The 14592-nt window shown below is 63.7% G+C and carries 21 protein-coding genes; 13 read left to right on the plus strand and 8 right to left on the minus strand.

The window, feature by feature from the left end; translation table 11 throughout:
• Positions 1-234 precede the first annotated feature (234 nt).
• The 6 genes from def (V6590_RS04135) to V6590_RS04160 all read left to right on the plus strand — a co-directional run bounded on the left by def (V6590_RS04135) (position 235) and on the right by V6590_RS04160 (position 3432).
• On the plus strand, positions 235-753 hold the full coding sequence (gene def, locus V6590_RS04135; protein WP_335419989.1) for a peptide deformylase: 519 nt from the start codon (positions 235-237) through the stop codon (positions 751-753).
• Positions 753-1247: a peptide deformylase gene (gene def, locus V6590_RS04140; RefSeq protein WP_335419991.1), complete on the plus strand. Its 495-nt coding sequence runs from the start codon at positions 753-755 to the stop codon at positions 1245-1247. Before def (V6590_RS04135) ends, def (V6590_RS04140) begins: the two co-directional genes overlap by 1 nt.
• Positions 1244-1747, plus strand: coding sequence for a peptide deformylase (gene def / locus V6590_RS04145; RefSeq protein ID WP_335419995.1), 504 nt, complete (start codon positions 1244-1246; stop codon positions 1745-1747). The genes def (V6590_RS04140) and def (V6590_RS04145) overlap by 4 nt, the downstream gene beginning before the upstream one ends.
• Positions 1744-2640: a methionyl-tRNA formyltransferase gene (gene fmt, locus V6590_RS04150; protein WP_335419998.1), complete on the plus strand. Its 897-nt coding sequence runs from the start codon at positions 1744-1746 to the stop codon at positions 2638-2640. The genes def (V6590_RS04145) and fmt overlap by 4 nt, the downstream gene beginning before the upstream one ends.
• 63 nt (positions 2641-2703) lie before the next feature.
• Positions 2704-3177, plus strand: coding sequence for an EVE domain-containing protein (locus V6590_RS04155; protein ID WP_335420001.1), 474 nt, complete (start codon positions 2704-2706; stop codon positions 3175-3177).
• Positions 3178-3195: 18 nt separating this feature from the next.
• Positions 3196-3432, plus strand: coding sequence for a GlsB/YeaQ/YmgE family stress response membrane protein (locus tag V6590_RS04160; RefSeq protein WP_335420004.1), 237 nt, complete (start codon positions 3196-3198; stop codon positions 3430-3432).
• On the opposite strand, the gene V6590_RS04165 is transcribed toward V6590_RS04160, so the two are convergent.
• From V6590_RS04165 to V6590_RS04195, 7 genes are all read right to left on the minus strand, one after another.
• On the minus strand, positions 3417-3938 hold the full coding sequence (locus V6590_RS04165) for a transcriptional regulator (protein ID WP_335420006.1): 522 nt from the start codon (positions 3936-3938) through the stop codon (positions 3417-3419). The genes V6590_RS04160 and V6590_RS04165 overlap by 16 nt on opposite strands.
• Before the next feature lie 38 nt (positions 3939-3976).
• The gene (locus V6590_RS04170) at positions 3977-4600 is read right to left on the minus strand and encodes a trimeric intracellular cation channel family protein (RefSeq protein ID WP_335420009.1); all 624 of its coding nucleotides are present in this window, start codon (positions 4598-4600) and stop codon (positions 3977-3979) included.
• Entirely contained in the window at positions 4597-5058 is a 462-nt protein-coding gene (gene rnhA / locus V6590_RS04175) for a ribonuclease HI (RefSeq protein WP_335420011.1), read from the minus strand. Before rnhA ends, V6590_RS04170 begins: the two co-directional genes overlap by 4 nt.
• Positions 5059-5153: 95 nt before the next feature.
• On the minus strand, positions 5154-5762 hold the full coding sequence (locus V6590_RS04180; RefSeq protein ID WP_335420853.1) for a LysE family translocator: 609 nt from the start codon (positions 5760-5762) through the stop codon (positions 5154-5156).
• Positions 5763-5854: 92 nt separating this feature from the next.
• Positions 5855-6808 (minus strand): 4-hydroxy-3-methylbut-2-enyl diphosphate reductase, encoded by a 954-nt coding sequence (gene ispH, locus V6590_RS04185; RefSeq protein ID WP_335420014.1) that lies wholly within the window; start codon positions 6806-6808, stop codon positions 5855-5857.
• A gap of 45 nt (positions 6809-6853) precedes the next feature.
• Positions 6854-7282 (minus strand): YqaA family protein, encoded by a 429-nt coding sequence (locus V6590_RS04190; protein WP_335420017.1) that lies wholly within the window; start codon positions 7280-7282, stop codon positions 6854-6856.
• 73 nt (positions 7283-7355) lie between these two features.
• Complete coding sequence (locus V6590_RS04195; RefSeq protein WP_335420020.1) at positions 7356-7931, minus strand: LabA-like NYN domain-containing protein; 576 nt, start codon at positions 7929-7931, stop codon at positions 7356-7358.
• Positions 7932-8089: 158 nt separating this feature from the next.
• Here V6590_RS04195 and folK point away from each other — a divergent pair, with 158 nt between their 5' ends.
• The 5 genes from folK to V6590_RS04220 all read left to right on the plus strand — a co-directional run bounded on the left by folK (position 8090) and on the right by V6590_RS04220 (position 12764).
• Positions 8090-8659, plus strand: a complete 570-nt coding sequence (gene folK, locus V6590_RS04200; RefSeq protein ID WP_335420022.1) for a 2-amino-4-hydroxy-6-hydroxymethyldihydropteridine diphosphokinase — start codon at positions 8090-8092, stop codon at positions 8657-8659.
• Positions 8660-8786: 127 nt separating this feature from the next.
• Positions 8787-9146: a DNA-directed RNA polymerase subunit omega gene (gene rpoZ / locus V6590_RS04205; protein ID WP_335420025.1), complete on the plus strand. Its 360-nt coding sequence runs from the start codon at positions 8787-8789 to the stop codon at positions 9144-9146.
• Between the two features lie 30 nt (positions 9147-9176).
• Positions 9177-11294 (plus strand): RelA/SpoT family protein, encoded by a 2118-nt coding sequence (locus tag V6590_RS04210; RefSeq protein WP_335420028.1) that lies wholly within the window; start codon positions 9177-9179, stop codon positions 11292-11294.
• A gap of 24 nt (positions 11295-11318) precedes the next feature.
• On the plus strand, positions 11319-12002 hold the full coding sequence (locus V6590_RS04215; RefSeq protein ID WP_335420031.1) for a DUF2062 domain-containing protein: 684 nt from the start codon (positions 11319-11321) through the stop codon (positions 12000-12002).
• Between the two features lie 18 nt (positions 12003-12020).
• Positions 12021-12764, plus strand: a complete 744-nt coding sequence (locus V6590_RS04220) for a pyridoxine 5'-phosphate synthase (protein ID WP_335420035.1) — start codon at positions 12021-12023, stop codon at positions 12762-12764.
• A gap of 23 nt (positions 12765-12787) precedes the next feature.
• Here the strand turns inward: V6590_RS04220 and V6590_RS04225 are convergent, their stop codons facing one another.
• Positions 12788-13204: a hypothetical protein gene (locus V6590_RS04225; protein ID WP_335420039.1), complete on the minus strand. Its 417-nt coding sequence runs from the start codon at positions 13202-13204 to the stop codon at positions 12788-12790.
• A gap of 87 nt (positions 13205-13291) precedes the next feature.
• Between V6590_RS04225 and acpS the strand changes: the two genes are divergently transcribed.
• Together acpS and lepB are read left to right on the plus strand one after the other, a co-directional pair.
• Positions 13292-13705: a holo-ACP synthase gene (gene acpS / locus V6590_RS04230; protein ID WP_335420042.1), complete on the plus strand. Its 414-nt coding sequence runs from the start codon at positions 13292-13294 to the stop codon at positions 13703-13705.
• Between the two features lie 85 nt (positions 13706-13790).
• A complete protein-coding gene (gene lepB, locus V6590_RS04235; RefSeq protein WP_335420045.1) occupies positions 13791-14579 on the plus strand; it encodes a signal peptidase I in 789 nt (262 codons plus the stop codon).
• Positions 14580-14592 lie beyond the last annotated feature (13 nt).

A 14592-nucleotide genomic window follows, 5' to 3' on the forward strand; every position in this document is an offset into this window, starting at 1 on the left:
CGGGTGCAATGGGATTTGCACAGCATAGGTGATGCGAGAAAACTGGCCAATAATTGGCGGATATATGCAATCATCATCATGCATCTGTGTTGCAGCGGTGGAAACTTTCTCACGACCCCTTCATGCTGTCGGAAAGTCTCCCTTGTGCCAGGTTTTCGCGAAAGACCGGCGGGAAATCCGCTGCTCTTCCGCCAGACAATTGCACAGCCCGGCAGGATTGCGTAAATGAAACCCATGAAACGCCCGATCCTGCTCCACCCCGACCCACGCCTGAAAAAGACCTGCGATCCGGTGACCGAAATCACCGAGGACATCGTTCGTCTGGCCGAAGACATGCTGGAAACCATGTATGACGCGCCGGGCATCGGTCTGGCTGCGCCGCAGATCGGTGTCTTGCGCCGGGTCATCGTGATGGATTGCGCCAAGGCGCCCGAAACCCCGTGCCCGATGGTCTTGCTGAACCCGGAAATCATCTGGGCTTCGGAAGATCTGTCCACCTATGAGGAAGGCTGCCTGTCGATCCCCGATCAATATGCCGAGGTGGACCGCCCGGCCGAGGTGCGGGTGCGCTGGCTGGCGCTGGATGGCACGCAGCAGGAAGAACAGTTCGGCGGCCTTTGGGCGACCTGCGTGCAGCACGAGATCGACCATCTGAATGGCCGGCTGTTCATCGATTTTCTGGGCCCGCTGAAGCGGCAGATGATCACCCGCAAGATGGAAAAGCTGAAGCGCGAACGGGCGCGGCAGGCCTGATGGCGGTGCTGCCCATCCTGACATGGCCCGATGGCCGCCTTGCGCAACGCTGTACCGGGGTGGGGGCGGTCACCGATGACATTCGCCAGCTTGCCGCCGATATGCTGGAAACGATGTATGCCGCTCCGGGCCGCGGTCTGGCCGCGCCGCAGGTCGGGGTGCTGCGGCGGATTTTCGTGATGGATGCCGGGTGGAAAACCGGGGCCGCCGATCCGAAAGTGGTGATCGACCCCGATATCCTGTGGATGTCTGACAGCCGCCGGATCGGCCCCGAAGGCTGCCTGTCGCTGCCGGGGATCGAAACCCAGATCAGCCGGGCCGATGCGATCCGCCTGCGCTATACCAACCTGGACGGCCAGCAGGTGGAGGAAGACCTGACCGGTTTTGCCGCCATCTGCGCCCAGCATGAATTCGATCATCTTGACGGGATCGTGACCCTTCATCGCCTGACGCCCGAGGCGCGGGCCATTGCCGAAAAGCAGTATTACCTGTGACTGTCCGACGCTGCCTTTCCTGGCCTGACAAGCGCCTGCAAACCGCCGCCGCCCCGGTTGAGGCCATCACCGATGAGGTGCGCGCCATCTGGGCCGACATGATTGACACGATGGAGGCGATGCCGGGCTATGGCCTTGGCGCGCCGCAGATCGGGGTCATGCTGCGGCTGGCGGTGGTGGATTGCTCCACCGAACGCGGGCAGGCCGTGCGCATGGCCAACCCCGAGGTTCTGCACGCCTCCGTCCAATTCCGCGAGCATGAAGAAGCCAGCCCCAATCTGCCCGGTGTCTCGGCCGTGATCAGCCGTCCGCGCGCAGTGACGGTGCGGTTTCTGAATGCCGATGGGGTGGTGGAAGAACGCGATTTCGTCGGGCTATGGGCGACATCCGTGCAGCATCAGATCGACCATATCAATGGCAGGATGTATTTCGACCATCTTGGCCCGGTGAAGCGCAAGATGCTGATTGCCAAGGCGGAAAAGCTGCGGAGGCGCGGGTGAAGGTTGTGTTCATGGGCACGCCGGAGTTTTCGGTTCCGGTGCTGGAGGCCTTGGCGCGGGATCACGAGGTGGTCTGCGTCTATAGCCAGCCCCCCCGCCCGGCGGGGCGCGGCAAGAAGGATCGCCCCTCGCCGGTGCAGGCGCGGGCAGAAAGCCTGGGCCTGCCGGTTCGCCACCCGCTCAGCCTGAAATCGCCAGAGGCGCAGGCGGAATTTGCCGCGCTGGGTGCCGATGTGGCGGTTGTGGTGGCCTATGGGCTGATCTTGCCGCAGGCGGTGCTGGACGCGCCGCGCCATGGCTGTTTGAACATTCATGCAAGCCTGCTGCCGCGCTGGCGCGGGGCGGCGCCGATCCATCGCGCGATCATGGCGGGCGATGCGGAAACCGGCATTTGCATCATGCAGATGGAGGCGGGTCTTGATACCGGGCCGGTGCTGCTGCGCGAGGCGACAGTGATCGGGGCGGAGGAGACCACCGGCGCTTTGCATGATCGGTTGAGCGTCATGGGCGCGCGGCTGATCGGTGAGGCTTTGGCGCGCCTGCCGGAGCTGGTGCCAGAGGTCCAATCGGCAGAGGGCGTGACCTATGCCGCCAAGATCGACAAGGCCGAGGCGCGGGTGGATTGGGCGCAGCCTGCGGTGGCGGTGGATCGGTTGATCCGCGGTCTTTCGCCCTTTCCCGGCGCCTGGTGCGAGGTGGCGGGCGAGCGGGTGAAGCTGCTGGCCAGCCGCGTTGTGCCAGGCATGGGCGTGCCGGGGCAGGTGCTGCACGGGATGACGGTGGCTTGTGGTGCGGGCGCGGTGGAGATCACCCTGGCGCAGCGCGAGGGCAAGAAGCCGATGCCGCCTGCCGATTTCCTGCGTGGCTTCACGCTGCCGGATCGCCTTGGCTGAAAGACTGCTGACAGAATCCTGCAGGGCCATATGCGATGACAGGGGCCTGAAAGGGGGCCTGTCATGCCACACACAGAAACGAGATATTGGGTTGTCACCGCCTCGGCCGATCATGCGGCGCGGGGGCAGGAATGGGGCATCGTGCAGGCCTGCCATGGCAAGGCCGCCCCTTTGCGCCGGATGCGGCCGGGGGATGGGGTGGTCATCTATTCGCCGCGCGACCGCTTTCCGGCAGGGCAGCCACTGCAGGCCTTCACGGCAATTGGTCGGGTAGGGGAGGGGGAGCCCTGGCAGGTCGATATGGGCGGGGGCTTTACCCCCTGGCGTCGTCATGTCCTGTGGCAACCCGCCCGCCCTGCCGCGATCCAGCCATTGCTGGGCCAACTGGAACTGACCCGGTGGCAAAGCCATTGGGGGATGGTGTTTCGTTATGGGCTTTGCACGGTGACCCGCGCCGATTTCATCCGCATTGCCCAGGCCATGGTCGTGCAGCCGATGGACAGGGCACAGCCAATGGGGCAAGCTGCAGATCAGTAAGGGTGACGGAGACCGTACATGACTTTCATGCTGATCCTGATCATCGGTGCGGCGGCGGGCTTTCTGGCCACCCGCTTCATGCGGGTTCAGATGGATGTGATCACCACTGTCGCGCTTGGCGTGGCGGGGGCGGCGGCCTCGTGGGTGGTGCTGCGGTTGCTGGTGCGGCTGACCCAATCGGGGCTGATGTTCGTCGGGGCCGTGCTGGGGGCCATGGCGCTGATCTGGGTCTGGCAGACCTATTTCAGGCGCTGAACCGCATCCTTCAGCCGAAAGCCCTTGCCCCCCGCCGCCAGCCAGAGCTGCTGTCCCTGCCAGGCGGCAAACAGGATCGCTGCCGCCTCGCGCGCCTTTGCCCCACCGCCCAGCCGCGAGGCGATCGCAGCCTCGACGCGCGCGCGCCAGCTTTCGGCCCGGTCACGCAATAGGGCATCGCGGAAATCGGCGGCCAGCAGCGCAAGTTCGGCACATTCCGGCGCATCTTCGGCGAGCGCCTTCAGAAAGGCCTGCGCGCCCTTGGCCGTGAGGGGGGCTTCGGTCTCGATGGCCATGGTGGCGGCCTCCAGCCTGTCCCAGCCATCGGCTAGCGCCGCACGCAACATGGCATCGCGGGCGCCGAAGCGTTGAACCAGTGTGGGCGCCGCCAGTCCGCAGGCCCGGCCCACCGAATGAAAGGACACCGCCTTGTCGCCCCCTTGCGCCAGCAAGGTGCGGATCAGCTGATAGACCTCGGTATCCGGAATGATCTTCTTGCGCGCCATGCCGCCACTATAGCGGGTTGATGTGACAGGAAAACCCTTTATCGCAACCCGTCGCGTGGCGGGCGCGGACGGTAAACCGGCAGGCGCCAGCCAAACAGGATTGATCCGGCACGCAGAATGAAGGTCACCCCGGCACAGGCCAGCAGCGCACCATCCTGACCAAGCGCCTGCAGCGCCACGGCGGCAAGCGCCCCGGCAAGGGCGGCGGTCACATAAAGCTCGCCCTGTTTCAACACCAGCGGCACTTCATTGCAGACCACATCGCGCATCAGCCCGCCCATGCAGCCGGTGATCATGCCCATGAGCATGGCAACCGGCCAGCCCAGCCCGGCATTGATCGCCACACCGACCCCGGCGGGCACGGCCACGGCCAGGGCGCAGGCATCCAGCCAGATCAGCGCCCGGTAGCGGCTTTCGAGCAAATGCGCGGTGAAGAACACAATGATCGCCGCTCCTGCCGCGACTGCCAGCACGGCGGGATCGGCAATCCAGAAGGCACTGCGCCCGATCAGCACATCGCGCAAGGTGCCGCCGCCCACCGCCGTCAGACAGGCCAGAAAGATGAACCCCACCACATCCAGCTGTGCCCGGCTGGCCACAAGCGCGCCGGTCAGCGCAAAGACAGTGACCGAGGCCAGATCCAGCGCCGCGACAAAGGTCATGCCGCGCCTTTCTTGAACGGTGCCATGCCTTGCCGGGCCAGTTCATCGGCTCGTTCATTTTCGGCATGCCCGGCATGGCCCTTGATCCAGCGCCATTCCACCTGATGGCGGGCCTGCGCTTCATCCAGCCGCTGCCAGAGATCGACATTCTTCACCGGCTTGCGGTCGGCGGTTTTCCAGCCATTGCGCTTCCAGCCGAAGATCCAGCCGGTGACGCCGTTCTTCACATAGGCGCTGTCGGTGACGACGATGATCTTTGACGGGCGGCTCAGGGCTTCCAGTGCGGAAATGGCGGCCAGCAATTCCATGCGGTTATTGGTGGTATCGGCTTCGCCGCCATTCAGGGTGCGTTCCTTCAGGACCGTATCTCCGTCCTTGGCCAGCATCAGCACACCCCAGCCCCCGGGGCCGGGATTGCCGGAACAGGCACCATCGGTATAGGCGTAAAGGTCGGGCATGCACTCGGGTCCGCTTGTCTGCCGGGGCGGAATGGCCCCCGTCGCAGCCATAGCGCGCAGCCGCCCGGGATGCCAGTGCTTCGCCGCCTTGGCCGTCAGGCCGCGCGTTCCATGGCCAGCCGCAGGCCAAGGGCGGCAAAAGATACTGTAAAGGCGCGGCGCAGCCAGCGCATCACGCTGTTAGACCCGAGGATCGCCTGCCGGCCCGATGCGGCAAGACCGGCATAAAGCAGGAAGGTGGCAAAGGTCATGGCAGCAAAGCCAAGGCCCAGTTCCACCATCTGTGCCGTGGTCGCCCCGGTCGTGGGCAGGAATTGCGGCAGGAAGGCCACGAAGAACAATGGCAGCTTGGGGTTCAGGATGTTCAGCACAATTCCGCGCCAGACGACCCTTGCGGGGGCTGCGGGGCGCGACGGCGCAATATCCATTCCGCCGGTGCCCTTCAGCACGGCCCAGGCGATCCAGATCAGATAGGCCACGCCTGCATATTTCACTGTCTGGAACAGGATGGCGCTGGTCAGCAGGATCGCGGCCAACCCGGCCAGGGCGACGGCCATATGCAGCACTGTGGCCAGCGTGCAGCCGACCGAGGCCCAGAACCCGGCCCGAAACCCGCCCCCCAAAGTGACCGACAGGGTGTAAACCACCCCGATGCCGGGGGTGACGCAAACGATGAAGGCCGTCAGCAGGAATTCGGGCGACAGGATCTGGAACATCGGGCACTCCTTATGGTTGCGCCCATCCTGCCGCTTTCCATGGTTGCCGCAAGGCTTTTCCGCGCGCCGGATGCCAAAGATCAGGCCCGCAGCACGCGCGGCACCTTGAATTCCACGTTTTCCTGAGCGGTTTCCACCAGTTCGACCGTGGTATCAAACCGGGCGCGGAAGGCATCGAGCACTTCGTTCACCAGCACTTCGGGGGCGCTGGCGCCGGCGGTGATGCCGATGGAACGGATGCCTTCCAGCGCGCGCCAGTCGATCTCGGTCGCGCGTTGCACCAGTTGCGCATAGGCGCAGCCATTGGCGCGACCCACCTCGACCAGACGGCGGGAGTTCGACGAGTTCGGCGCACCGATCACCAGCAGCGCGTCGATCTTGCCCGCAATCGCCTTCACCGCCGCCTGACGGTTGGTGGTGGCATAGCAGATATCTTCCTTATGCGGGCCGATGATCGCCGGGAAGCGCGCGCGCAGGGCGGCGATGATGTCGATGGTGTCATCGACCGACAGGGTGGTTTGGGTGATGAAGGCCAGACGCGCGGGATCGCGCGGGGTGACGGTCGCCACATCCTCGACCGTTTCCACCAGGATCACCTCGCCCTCGGGCAATTGGCCCATGGTGCCGATGGTTTCGGGGTGGCCTGCATGGCCGATCATCACCATTTGCAAGCCGTTCTCGTGATGGCGCTCGGCCTCGATATGCACCTTGCTGACCAGCGGGCAGGTGGCATCGACAAAGACCATGTTGCGGGCCTGCGCGGCGGCGGGCACCGATTTCGGCACGCCATGGGCGGAAAAGATCACCGGGCGGTCATCTGGCACCTCGTCCAGTTCCTCGACAAACACCGCGCCAAGCGCCTTGAGGCTGTCCACCACGAATTTGTTATGCACGATCTCGTGCCGGACATAGACCGGGGCGCCCCATTTTTGCAGCGCGATTTCCACGATCTTGATGGCCCGGTCCACCCCGGCGCAAAAGCCGCGCGGGGCCGCAAGATAAAGCGTCAACGGGGGCAGGGCTTGGGTCGTCATGGTGGGCCTCTTTCGCGGTTCCCTTCAGGTAGGCGCAATGGCGGCTCAGGTCCAGCCCCAAGCAAGCGCCGCTGCCAGTGCCGCGTAGCGCCCGCCCTTTGCCAAAGTGGTCAGCATGAGGAAAGGCAGGACCGGCAGCCGCATCACCCCGGCCATCAGCACCAGCACATCCCCGCCGGGAGCCCAGCTCAGAAGGAGGCTCCCCGCGCCCCAGCGGCCATACCAGACCTGCGCGCGCTGCATCTGCTCCGGGGTGGCGGGAAACCAGCGGTGGTGGCGAAAGCGTTCGATCCCGCGCCCCATGGCATAGGTGACCACGGACCCCAGCACATTGCCGCAGGTCGCCACCAGCCAGATCAGCCAGAGCGGATGGCCGCCCGCAAGCTGCAGACCGGCGAAAACCAGTTCGGATTGGGCAGGGATCACCGTGGCCGCCAGAAGCGCCGCCAGAAACAGGCCCGACAGCGCGATCATCCGACAATCCGGCCCGGATTTCGGGGCAGGTGGGGGCCGCCTGGGCAAATGGCCCGCGGCCCCGGCACCTTGGTCACTTCACCTCGACCGCAGTGTCGTCACGCTCCATCGGGCGTGGCTCGCGCGGGGGGCGGCCGATCACGTCGCGCAGTTCATCGAGTTCGATGAAATTGTCGGCCTGACGGCGCAGTTCATCGGCAATCATCGGCGGCTGGCTGCGAATGGTCGAAACGACCGAAACGCGCACACCCTGCCGCTGCAGGCTTTCCACCAGCGGCCGGAAATCGCCATCGCCCGAAAACAGGACAATGTGATCGACACGCGGGGCAAGCTCCATGGCATTGACAGTCAGTTCAATGTCCATGTTGCCCTTCACCTTCCGGCGGCCCTGGCTGTCGGTATATTCCTTGGCCGGTTTGGTCACCATGGTGAAGCCATTGTAGTGCAGCCAATCCACCAGCGGTCGGATGGGCGAATAGTCGTCATTTTCCAGCAGCGCGGTATAGTAGAAAGCCCGCAGCAGTTTCCCGCGCCGCATGAACTCCTGCCGCAGAAGCTTGTAGTCGATGTCAAACCCGAGCGCCTTGGCCGCTGCATAAAGGTTGGACCCGTCTATGAACAGCGCAAGCCGTTCGTCCTTGTAAAACATATCTTTTTCCCCTCAAAATCGCTCCATCCCCAATTCCGCGCCAGTGGTGGCAACGCGGTCTTGGAAAGAACGGAACATCGTTCGATACCAGCCGCCATCGAAACAACGCAATCCATACTTAAGAGACTGACCGTATCGTGACGAGCCATACCCCTTCTTTGTCAAGCGCGAATCGCGCTCTGGTTGCGATTGGTGGCAATCTGCCCTTCGATGACAGGCCCCCGGTTGAAACTCTGCGTTCTGCCCTGGCCGAGCTTGACCGGGCAGGGCTGACGCCAATCCGCATCAGTTCCATCTATGCCACGCCCTGCTTTCCGGCAGGGGCCGGTCCCGATTATGTGAATGCGGCGGCAGAGATCGTGACCGGGGATCGCAGTCCCGAACAGGTGCTGGCCGAATTGCACCGGGTCGAGGCGCTGTTCGGCCGCCACCGCAGCAGCCGCTGGGCCGGGCGGACGCTGGACCTGGACCTGATCGCCTTTGGCGAACAGATCCTGCCCGATGCAAATGAATTGCGGCGATGGATTGATCTGCCGTCTGCCGAACAGGCACAACGCGCCCCTGACCGGCTGATCCTGCCCCATCCCCGCATGCAGGACCGGGCCTTTGTCCTTGTGCCACTGGCGGATGTGGTACCCGACTGGCGCCACCCCTTGACCGGCTTGACTGTTGCGGCGATGCTGACTGCCCTGCCCGAACTGGATCGGGCAGCAATTGTCCGGCTTTGACGCATCCCGGGACCGATGCCTCGGGGGCGATGTATCATTGTGCGGGGACTTGCCTTTCGCCCTTGTCAAGCCGGGTGTTCAGGCGTATGGAAACCCTTCCATGTCCCATCCCCTGACGGAGTAACCCATGGCCCGCGTGACGGTCGAAGATTGCGTTGACAAGGTTCCCAACCGGTTCGAACTGGTAATGCTGGCCGCCCATCGGGCGCGCGAGATCCAGTCGGGTTCGCCCCTGACGGTGGATCGTGACAATGACAAGAACCCGGTCGTGGCCCTGCGTGAAATCGCAGATGAAACCCAGCAGGCCGACTCGCTGCGCGAGCGCATGATCGAAAGCCACCAGACCCAGATCGAGGTGGACGAACCGGAAGATGACCAGATGGCCGCCCTCATGGGCAATGGCGAGATGGTGGACCGTCCGGCGCATGACGACATGTCGGAAGAAAAGCTGCTGCGCGCGCTGATGGAAGCGCAGGGCGACCACTAAGGCTGTTTGCGGCACCGAAGGCGGGCAGGGATGATCGACGTTGAAGACCTGATCGCCCTTGTCCGCAATTACAATCCGGTCACCAATGCCGATCTGATCCGGCAGGCCTATGCCTATGGCAAGCTGATGCATGAAGGGCAGTTCCGCAAGTCGGGCGAGCCCTATTTCACCCATCCCGTGGCCGTGGCGGCCATCCTGACCGAACAGCGGCTGGATGATGCCACCATCGTCACCGCCCTGCTGCATGACACGATCGAAGACACCAAATCCACCTATCCCGAGGTGGCGCGTCTGTTTGGCGAAGAGGTGGCCGAACTGGTCGATGGTGTGACCAAGCTGACCAACCTGCAGCTGACCTCGACCGAATCGAAACAGGCCGAGAATTTCCGCAAACTCTTTGTCGCCATGTCGCGCGATCTGCGGGTGATTCTGGTCAAGCTGGCCGACCGCCTGCACAATATGCGCACGATCAAGTCGATGCGCCCGGAAAAGCAGGCCCAGAAGGCCCGCGAGACCATGGAAATCTATGCGCCGCTGGCAGGCCGCATGGGCATGCAATGGATGCGCGAAGAGCTGGAAGACCTGGCCTTTCGGGTGCTGAACCCAGATGCGCGCAATTCGATCATTCGCCGCTTCATCACCCTGCAGCGCGAAGCGGGCGATGTGGTGCACAAGATCACTGCCGATCTGCGCAACGAGTTGGAAAAGGCCGGGATCGAGGCCGATGTCTATGGTCGCGCCAAGAAACCCTACAGCGTCTGGCGCAAGATGCAGGAAAAGGATCTGGCCTTTTCGCGCCTGTCCGACATCTATGGCTTTCGGGTGATTACCCGCAGCGAAAGCGATTGCTACCGCGTGCTTGGGGTGATCCATCAGCGCTGGCGTGCCGTGCCGGGCCGGTTCAAGGATTACATCAGCCAACCGAAATCCAACGGTTACCGGTCGATCCACACCACCGTATCGGGCCGCGATGCCCGGCGGGTCGAGGTGCAGATCCGCACCCGGCAGATGCACGAGGTGAACGAAAGCGGCGTGGCGGCGCATTGGTCCTATCGCGAAGGCGTGCGGGCGCAGAACCCCTTTGCCGTTGATCCGGCAAAATGGGTGGCCGGCCTGACCGAGCGGCTGGGCGAGGAAGATCACGACGATTTCATGGAAAACGTGAAGCTGGAAATGTACACCGATCAGGTGTTCTGCTTCACGCCCAAGGGCGATGTGGTGCAGCTGCCGCGTGGGGCAACGCCGCTGGATTTTGCCTATGCGATCCATACCCGGATTGGCAATTCCTGCGTGTCGGCCAAGGTCGATGGTATTCGCGTGCCGCTCTGGACCCGGCTGAAAAACGGGCAAAGCGTCGAGATCATCACGGCAGAGGGCCAGCGCCCGCAGGCCAGCTGGGTGGATATTGTCACCACCGGCAGGGCCAAATCGGCCATTCGCCGGTCCTTGCGCGAAGAGGATCGCGGGCGTTTTGTGAAGCTGGGGCAGGAACTGGCCCGTGCAGCCTTTGATCACGCAGGCAAGAAAGCCAGCGACAAGGCACTGCGCACGGCAGCCAAGATGCTGGGCCTGCCTGACGAGATCGAATTGCTGGCACAGCTCGGGTCTGCCGAACTGGCTGCGCGCAAGGTTCTGGAAACGCTGTATCCCGAATTGCAGTCGGTGTTGCCGGATGAGGTGGATGCGCAGCGCCCGGTGATGGGTCTGGCCGCCGACCAGAGCTTTACCCGCGCGCCCTGCTGTCAGCCAGTGCCGGGCGAACGGATTGTCGGCATCACCTATCGCGGGCAGGGGGTCGTGGTGCATACGATCGACTGCCCGGAACTGGCCGCCTATGAGGAACAGCCTGAACGCTGGGTCGATCTGCGCTGGCAAGCCGGGCGCCATCCGGCGGTGAACACGGTCAGTCTTGAACTGACCATATCAAATGACGCGGGCGTGTTGGGGCGTATCTGCACCTTGATCGGTGAACAGAAGGCCAATATTTCGGATCTGAATTTCGTCGATCGCAAACCAGACTTTTACAAACTCGTGGTCGATGTGGATTTGCGGGATCTGGAACATCTGCATGCGGTCATGACGGCACTCGAGGCCGAAACCGACGTGGCCCAGATTGCGCGGCACAGGAACACAGGCCGAAAGCCCTGATTGCGGGGCGGGAAGAAGACTGACGTGGTATTCAAGCGGCGCGACCCGCGGAGCTGGGCCCAGAGCATCCGCGAATTCGTCTATCCTTCAGGGGGGATCAGGCGGGCCGTGCAATATGTTCTGCACCGGATGCGCCGCTTGCCCGATCAGCCGCATCGCATTGCCCGTGGCATCTTTGCCGGGACGTTTGTGAATTTTCCGCCGGTCTATGGCTGGCAGATGCTGGCGGCGGCGGGCCTTGCCTGGATCATGCGCGGCAATATCATCGCGGCGTTGCTGGCCACCTTCATCTCCAATCCGCTGACGACGCCCTTCATGGCCATGCTCTGCCTCAAGCTCGGGCATTGGATGCTGGGGATCGAAGCGCCGATGACCTTCATGTCGGTCTATCTGGCCTTCACCGAGGCGGGCTGGCAGCTGTGGCACAATCTCAGATCGGCCTTCACCGATGATGTGGCCCAGTGGGACAAGCTGAACGAATTCTTCTGGTTCATCTACTGGCCCTATACCGTCGGGTCGATCATCCCCGGGCTGATCACCAGCCTGTTCACCTATTACCTGTCGCTGCCGCTGATCCATGCCTATCAGAAACTGCGCAGCGCCCGTCTGAAGGAAAAGATGGAGAAGCGCAGGGCCTTGAAGGCGCGCGCTTTGACAGGCAAGTTGGCGGCCGACACAGGTGAAGAAGACGGTCCGGGCGCGTCCTGACCGGCAAGGAGGGCGGACATGGCTGGCAAGTTGCGGCTTGGGGTGAACATCGACCATGTGGCGACGGTGCGTAATGCGCGCGGCTCTGCCTGGCCCGATCCTTTGCGCGCGGCCCTGCTGGCCGAAGCGGCGGGGGCCGATGGCATCACCGCCCATCTGCGCGAAGACCGCCGCCATATCCGCGATGCCGATATGGAGGCCCTGCGTGCCGGGATCGAAATTCCCCTGAACTTCGAATGTGCCGCCACGGATGAGATGGCCGCCATCGTGCTGCGGCTGAAACCCCATGCCGTCTGTCTTGTGCCCGAACGGCGCGAGGAACGCACGACCGAAGGCGGGCTGGATGTGGCAGGGGATGAAAACCGGCTGGCCCATTACATTGCCCCGCTGCGCGATGCGGGCTGCCGGGTCAGCATGTTCATTGGTCACGATGCGCGGCAGATCGAGGCTTCGGCCCGGATCGGTGCCGCTGTGGTGGAACTGCATACCGGGCATTATTCCGATCTTCACGCCGAGGGCCGACTGGACGAGGCCGAGGCCGAACTTGCCGCCCTGCGCAAAGGGGCTGCGCTGGCCCATTCGCTGGGGCTGGAAGTGCATGCGGGCCACGGGCTCACCTTCGAGAATGTGGCCCCGGTTGCGGCCATCCCCGAGGTGATGGAGCTGAACATCGGCCATTTCCTGATTGGCGAGGCGATCTATCTGGGTCTTGGCCCAGCCATCGAGGAAATGCGCCGCCGGATGGATGCCGCCCGGGCCTGAGCCATCGCGCGGCCCCGGGGTGGTCAATCCACCAGCACCAACCGGCCCGCGGCGGTAAAGAATGCGGCCAGCCCGCCGTTTTCCTTGGTGAACCGGATCTGGCCGACCAGTCTGCCCTGTTCTTTCGGTTCAAAGTCGAAGGTGACCTTCACGCTGCGCGGATCGGCCAGGGTGGGGGTGGTCAGCGTCTGATCCTTGTAGCGGCAGGACAGGATGTCGATCGGCGGCACCCCGCCTTTGACCGAAGGCAGCTTGAAGCTGCCGGGGCTGCGCAATTCGGTGGTGACGCCGCCCACGATCAGCTGGCAGGGCACGTTCTTCAGCCTTGCCTTGCCCAGCAGCGTTTCCACCTTGTATGACTTGCGTGTCTCGGCCTGCCCCGCCGGGGCGGCCAGCATCAGGGCGGCGGTCATCAGGGCAAGGGCAGGGCGGCGCAGCATGGATCATCCTTCTTCGGGCTTTCCCCATTCCGACCACGGATCGGCGGCGGCGTCCAGCCTGCAGGCCGCCGCAGTGGCGGTGATGTGATGATCCTGGGCGTCGGCACCGATCTGGCCAATATCGACCGCATCGCCGGGGTATTGGATCGCCACGGCGACCGGTTCCGCAATCGGGTCTTCACCCTGGCCGAACAGGCAAAGGCCGAAGCCCGCCCCCGCATGGTGGCTGCGACCTATGCCAAACGCTGGGCGGCGAAAGAGGCCTGTTCCAAGGCGCTTGGCACGGGGCTGCGCATGGGCATCGCCTGGAAGGACATGGCTGTCACCAATCTGTCCACCGGCCAGCCTGTCATGCACCTGACCGGCTGGGCTGCCGCGCGACTTGCCGCAATGACCCCGGCAGGGCACGAGGCGGTGGTGCATGTCAGCCTGACCGATGATCACCCTTGGGCCCATGCCATCGTGGTGATCGAGGCCCGCCCCCTTGCGCCGCCCGCCTGAAGGCACCGGAACTTGACACCCCAAAACTTGACTCGGGGCCAGCATGCGCGCATGAAGCGCCGCGAAGCAGCGAAAGGCAGGGCAAATGGCCAGCACCTCGAAATCCGAAGGCGGGATCATGGAAACGGTGAAAACCGTGGTCTATGCGCTGCTGATTGCAGGCGCTTTCCGCACCCTGTTGTTTCAGCCGTTCTGGATTCCGTCGGAATCGATGAAGGATACGCTGCTGATCGGCGATTTCCTGTTCGTCAACAAGATGGCCTATGGCTACAGCCGCTACTCCTGCCCCTTTGCCGCCTGCCCGATTTCGGGCCGGATTTTCGCGTCAGAACCTGAACGCGGCGATGTGGTGGTGTTCCGCCATCCGGTGAACGGGTCCGACTTCATCAAGCGGCTGATCGGCCTGCCGGGTGACACGATCCAGATGAAGAATGGCGTGCTGTGGATCAACGGGCAGGAAGTGCCGCAGACACCCGATGGTGTGTTCGAGGAAATCAAGGAGCCGCAAGGCCCGATGCGCAATGTGCCGCGCTGCGAAAACGATCCGGTCGGCATGGGCGGCATCTGCACCCGCAGCCGCAGCATCGAAACCCTGCCGGGCGGGCGTCAGCACAAGGTGCTGAACATCGACACCAATGGCGCGGGCGACAATACCGATGTGCTGACCGTGCCGCCGGGGCATTACTTCTTCATGGGGGACAACCGCGACAATTCGACCGACAGCCGGTTCAGCCAGGCTGCGGGCGGGGTGGGCATGTTGTCGGCAGAATACCTGATCGGGCGGGCGGATCGGGTGATCTTCTCCTCGGCCGGGGCGCGGATCCTTTACTTCTGGACCTGGCGGTCCGACCGCTTCTTCAAGGCGGTCGAGTGACCACGGGCCTGCG

The sequence above is a fragment of the Gemmobacter denitrificans genome (assembly GCF_036964905.1).
Taxonomy (GTDB): domain Bacteria; phylum Pseudomonadota; class Alphaproteobacteria; order Rhodobacterales; family Rhodobacteraceae; genus Gemmobacter; species Gemmobacter denitrificans.